This is a genomic window from Georgenia sp., assembly GCF_054605595.1.
Window position 1 is genome coordinate 20,622 of sequence record NZ_JBTSDU010000027.1, and the last position, 5,888, is coordinate 26,509.

The 5,888-nt window shown below is 67.0% G+C and carries 4 protein-coding genes; all 4 read right to left on the reverse strand.

Annotated elements, in window-relative coordinates:
• Positions 1-53 precede the first annotated feature (53 nt).
• Positions 54-1,028 carry a class 1b ribonucleoside-diphosphate reductase subunit beta gene (gene nrdF, locus ACYC1Z_RS05440; RefSeq protein WP_461408523.1) on the reverse strand — a complete coding sequence of 325 codons (975 nt, stop codon included), beginning with the start codon at positions 1,026-1,028 and terminating at the stop codon, positions 54-56.
• A gap of 145 nt (positions 1,029-1,173) precedes the next feature.
• Positions 1,174-3,249 (reverse strand): glycyl radical enzyme family protein, encoded by a 2,076-nt coding sequence (locus ACYC1Z_RS05445; protein ID WP_461408524.1) that lies wholly within the window; start codon positions 3,247-3,249, stop codon positions 1,174-1,176.
• A 90-nt stretch (positions 3,250-3,339) separates the two neighbouring features.
• Positions 3,340-3,903 carry a DUF6580 family putative transport protein gene (locus ACYC1Z_RS05450; protein WP_461408525.1) on the reverse strand — a complete coding sequence of 188 codons (564 nt, stop codon included), beginning with the start codon at positions 3,901-3,903 and terminating at the stop codon, positions 3,340-3,342.
• Positions 3,904-4,043: 140 nt separating this feature from the next.
• A partial coding sequence (gene nrdE, locus ACYC1Z_RS05455) for a class 1b ribonucleoside-diphosphate reductase subunit alpha (protein WP_461408526.1) occupies positions 4,044-5,888 on the reverse strand: 1,845 nt, incomplete at its 5' end.

Sequence of the window (5,888 nt, forward strand, 5' to 3'; positions counted from 1 at the left end):
GCGGTTCCGGGCCTCTGGTCAGCCGGTTCGGGCTACCGGGCTGAGGAGAGCTCTCAGAAGTCCCAGTCGTCGTCCGAGGTGGACTCGGCCTTGCCGATGACGTAGCTGGAGCCGGACCCGGAGAAGAAGTCGTGGTTCTCGTCGGCGTTGGGGCTCAACGCGGAGAGGATGGCAGGGTTGACGGCCGTCTGGTCCCTGGGGAACAGGGCTTCGTAGCCGAGGTTCATCAGCGCCTTGTTGGCGTTGTAGCGCAGGAACGCCTTGACGTCCTCCGTCAGACCGAGCGGGTCGTAGAGGTCCTCGGTGTACTGCTCCTCGTTCTCGTAGAGCTCGTGGAGCAGCTCGTAGGTGTAGTCCTTGAGCTCCTGGCGACGCTCGGGCGTGGCCCGGTCGAGCGCCCGCTGGTACTTGTAGCCGATGTAGTACCCGTGGACGGCCTCGTCGCGGATGATCAGACGGATGAGGTCCGCGGTGTTCGTGAGCTTCGCGTGCGAGGACCAGTACATCGGCGCGTAGAAGCCCGAGTAGAACAGGAACGACTCGAGCATCGTCGAGGCGACCTTGCGCTTCTCCGGGTCGTCGCCGCGGTAGTAGTCCATGACGATGGCGCCCTTGCGCTGGAGGTTCTCGTTCTCGTCCGACCAGCGGAACGCCTCGTCGATCTCCTTGGTCGAGATCAGGGTGGAGAAGATCGAGGAGTAGCTCTTCGCGTGCACCGACTCCATGAACGCGATGTTGGTGTACACCGCCTCCTCGTGGGGGGTCACCGCGTCCGGGATCAGTGAGACGGCGCCGACGGTGCCCTGGATCGTGTCGAGGAGGGTCAGGCCGGTGAAGACGCGCGTCGTCATCGTCTGCTCGTCATCGTTGAGCGTCGCCCAGGACTGGACGTCGTTCGACAGCGGGATCTTCTCGGGCAACCAGAAGTTGCCGGTGAGGCGGTCCCACACCTCGACGTCCTTCTCGTCCTCGATCCTGTTCCAGTTGATGGCCCTGACGGTGTCGGCCAACTTGAGCGGTCCGCTCATGCTGCTTCCTTCCCTTCCATGATGATCTGATCGTCGCGCGGCCCGGTTGGGGCTTCCCGGGTGACGCCGGCCTACCCTGCCCCGCACCCCCGCTGCCCGGTCGGTCCGGACGGGCCGGACTCGCCTCGTGTGCAGTGGGCCAGGTTCAGTGCACCACGATCTTCGCCACGTCGGCGGCCTCCATGGTGTTCTCCAGCGTGGTGATCTCGCAGTCGTCGGTCTCGCAGAACGCCTCACCGATCGCGTCGATGGTCTCCATGTCGCCCTCGTAGATGGCGTCGAGATAGGCCGGTACGAGCTTCTTCGTCGCCGCCTCGTAATCCTCGGCGGTGATCTGCGTGTACGGCATCTGCGGGTAGACGAAGTTGCCCTGCGGCAGGAACGAGGCGGTCTTGAGGCGCCCGGCGAAATCGCGCAGGACGTGCTCGACCTCACCGCCCTCGCGCTCGGGGTCGAAGGAGAGGGTGACCGAGACGGAGTTGTCCGACCAGTACTTCTGCGCCAGCGTCGCCAGCTCCGCCTTCTCCCGCAGGGAGACGTCCTTGTCGGACCGCCTGGCCGCGGAGCGGACGGGGAAGAAGACCACCGACGTGCTGACCGGGTCCTCGCTCGCCGGCTCCACGCGGTAGCCGGCCGCCCGGAAGAGCGTGACGAGCGGGTCCTCGTTGCGGAACCGGACGGCCCGGTTGAAGTACTGCCCGCCCGGACCCCAGTGCACGCCCGGGGAGACGCCGGCGAGGATGCTCACGGTGCCGCTGGGCTTCACCGTCGTGGTCCGGATCGACTCGCGCACACACAGCCACTCGGACAGCCCCCGGTCGACATCCTGGACAGCCCGGTAGCCCTCGTCCATCCACTCGCGCATGGTCTCGAGGCCGTGGGTGTCGACGAAGTCGGCGATACCGGACATGGAGGTGCCCACGCGGCGGTTGCGCTGCATGACCGCGTTCGTCTTCGTCCAGTGTGTCGGCAGCAGGGTGACCGTCTTGCCGTAGAGGAAGGCCACCCGCAGCGTGGCGAGGTAGTCCTCCTTCGACTCTGCCCGGGTGGGGAAGGTCTCCACCAGGGTGCAGCACTCCCCCGACTCCAGCGGCTGCTCGCCGCAGGGGTTGTAGCCCATGGCGCGGTAGTCCTTGTTGTCCGCCGGGTCGCCCAGTCGGCCGTAGGCACGGGTGGTGTCGAGCCAGATGACACCGGGCTCGCCGTTGTGCCGGATGGCGTCGGCGATGCCGGACAGGTCGGTGCCCGTGTCGACGGTCACGGAGTTGTTGGACATCCAGCCCCAGCCGGGACGGGTCGGGTCGCTGTAGCTGTTGCGCTCGGGGAAGACGTCGGCGTTCTTGAGATTGAGGAAGTCCTGGTCGTCGATCTCACCGAGGAGGATCTCGGCGGAGCGCCGGACGTTACCGGCCACGACGCACACGCCGATCAGGTTGCCGATGTCCGCGATGTCCTTGGTCGTCAGGGCCTGGCCGCCGCGGTCGTCGAGAAGACGGCGGATCGACTCGTGCAGGCGGCGCAGCGGGGCGGGCCCGGCCGCGGTGCCGCCGAAGGTCTTGATCGGCTCCCCGGCGGGCCGCACCAACGAGTAGTCGAAGATGCGTGCCGGCTGCCCGGCCGTGAGGTAGGCCTCCAGCAGCAGGCGCACGGACTCCACCCAGCCCTCGCGCGTGTCGGGGACGACGTAGGTCACCGCGGGCTGCTCCGGTGTGTGGATGACGAAGCCCCGCTTGGCACCCCGGGTGTCGAATCCGACACCCACCCCGAGCATGGAAGCCTCCATGAGAAAGGTGAACGGCCCGGCCGGATCCTTCACGGTCATGTCGCCGGTGCTCACGAACGCGCAGTTCTGCAAGGGCGCGGAGTTACGGAGCTCGCTGACCAGCGGGGTGCCCATGACCCACAGACCACGCCCGGGTGGGGACCACTTCAGGTCGAAGAGCCGCTCGTAGGCGTCCCGGGCCAGCGCCTGGTTCTCGGCCTCGTCCCACGGCAGCTGGTGGTCCGTCATGTGGTCCTTGAGGATGGAGAACATCCCCTCGATGACGCGGCGACACACCTCGTGCCAGCGCTCCTTGGTGCCGTCCGGCTTGAGGCGTGAGTACGTGCGCAGGAACGTCACCTCACCGAGAGAGTTGCCGGCGGCGTCGGCGTACCCCCACGGGATGGTGCGGGTGGCATAGGGCGCGACGAAGTCGTCGGAGAGCTGGAAGGAGAACATGGGGATGAGAACCCTTTCTTCGTCGTGGGGGTCCCGGCCGGGCCGCTGCGCCGCGGGGGTGCTGGCACGGCGCGACGGCGGGTGCTGGGGTCAGCGGGCCGGCTGCGCGACGGCGGCGGTCGCCCCGTGCTGCCGACGCACCGCGTAGACCCCGGCGGCGACCGCGGGGACGAGCACGAGGTTGGCGGCCAGGGGGTAGAGGTAGAAGGGCACGCCCAGCGCGTAGGCGGTGAAGAGGCCGCCCAGGGAGTCGGCGTACCACTCCCCGCGCCCGAGCATCCAGGTGCCGAAGTTGGTCACGAGGAAGAACAGCGTCGACGATCCGGCGGCGACCCCGGCACCGAGCAGCGCCGCGGACCGGGCCGAGGAGGCGCGCCGGAGCAGGAGGGCGCCGGCGGCGACGACGGCCCACGCGCCCCAGACGTACAGGAAGATCGTCGAGTACGACCCGAGGATCACGTCGCCGACGGCGACGGTCAGCAGCGGAACGGCGACGGCGGCGGGCCGGGGAAGCAGCAGCGCCGACACGACCGCCAGGACCGTGACGAGCTCGACGCCGGGCGCCAGGAAGGTGTTGAGGTTGTAGTCGCGCCAGGCGATCGACAGGACGGCGATGCCGGCGATGAGTGCGTAGCTGCGGAGAGTGGACATCATGATGACTTTCTGTCGTGACGGGTGGGAGGAACCCGTCAGCCCCGACGACGGCCCGTCCAGGGCGCATCGCCGGGCTGACGATCTGCCGGGTTGTGGAGTTTTGCTCGGTGTCGCCGGCGGGCCGGCGAATCGTCGATGGTCTAGAGCATGCAGGAGACGCAGCCCTCGACCTCGGTCCCCTCCAGCGCCAGCTGGCGCAGGCGGATGTAGTAGAGCGTCTTGATGCCCTTGCGCCACGCGTAGATCTGCGCCTTGTTGATGTCGCGGGTGGTGACGGTGTCCTTGAAGAACAGCGTCAGCGACAGCCCCTGGTCCACGTGCTGGGTGGCCTCGGCGTAGGTGTCGATGATCTTCTCCGGGCCGATCTCGTACGCGTCCTCGTAGTAGTCGAGGTTCTCGTTCGTCATGTACGGCGCCGGGTAGTAGACGCGGCCGAGCTTGCCCTCCTTGCGGATCTCGACCTTGGAGACGATCGGGTGGATCGAGGAGGTGGAGTTGTTGATGTAGGAGATCGACCCGGTCGGCGGGACCGCCTGGAGGTAGGCGTTGTAGATGCCGTGCTCCTTGACGGCGGCGGCAAGCTCGCGCCAGTCGTCCTGCGTGGGGATGTGCACGCCGGCGTCGGCGAAGAGCTGACGCACCCGCTCGGTGCGCGGCTCCCACACGCGGCCCACGTACTTGTCGAAGTACTCTCCGCTGGCGTACGTGGAGTCCTCGAAACCGGCGAACGCCCGGCCCCTCTCGATGGCGATCTTGTTGGACTCCGTCACGGCGTGGAACGCCACCGTGTAGAAGTACATGTTCGTGAAGTCCAGGCCCTCGTCCGAGCCGTAGAAGATCCGCTCCCGGGCCAGGTAGCCGTGCAGGTTCATCTGCCCCAGGCCGATGGCGTGGGACTGGTTGTTGCCGACCTCGACCGAGGGGACGGACCAGATGTGCGTCTGGTCCGAGACCGCCGTCAGCGCGCGGATGGCCGTGCCGACCGTCTTGGCGAAGTCGGGGCTGTCCATCGACTTGGCGATGTTCATCGAGCCGAGGTTGCAGGAGATGTCGTTGCCGACCGAGGAGTAGGAGAGGTCCTCGTTGAACGTCGACGGCGTGGAGACCTGGAGGATCTCCGAGCACAGGTTCGACATCGTGATCCGGCCCCTGACGGGGTTGGCCGCGTTCACCGTGTCCTCGAACACGATGTACGGGTAGCCCGACTCGAACTGGATCTCGGCGAGCGTCTGGAAGAACTCGCGCGCGTTGATCTTCGTCTTGTGGATGCGGCCGTCGTCGACCATCTCGCGGTACCTCTCGGTCACGCTGATCTCGGAGAACGGCACCCCGTACACGCGTTCGACGTCGTAGGGCGAGAACAGGTACATGTCCTCGTTCTTCTTCGCGAGCTCGAACGTGATGTCGGGGATCATGACGCCGAGGGAGAGCGTCTTGATGCGGATCTTCTCGTCCGCGTTCTCCCGCTTGGTGTCCAGGAACCGGTAGATGTCCGGGTGGTGCGCGTTGAGGTACACCGCGCCCGCGCCCTGGCGTGCACCGAGCTGGTTGGCGTAGGAGAAGGAGTCCTCCAGCAGCTTCATCACGGGGATGATCCCGGAGGACTGGTTCTCGATCTTCTTGATCGGGGCGCCGGCCTCACGCACGTTCGTCAGCGACAGCGCCACGCCACCGCCGCGCTTGGACAGCTGCAGCGCCGAGTTGATGGAGCGCGCGATCGACTCCATGTTGTCCTCGATGCGGAGCAGGAAGCAGCTCACGAGCTCGCCCCGCTGCGCCTTCCCGGCGTTGAGGAAGGTGGGCGTCGCGGGCTGGAAGCGGCCGGAGATGATCTCCTCGACCATGTCGAGCGCGGCCTGTTCCGTGCCGTCGGCGAGGAGCAGGGCGACCATGACGACCCGGTCCTCGAACCGCTCGAGGTAGCGCTTCCCGTCGAACGTCTTGAGCGTGTACGACGTGTAGTACTTGAAGGCGCCGAGGAAGGT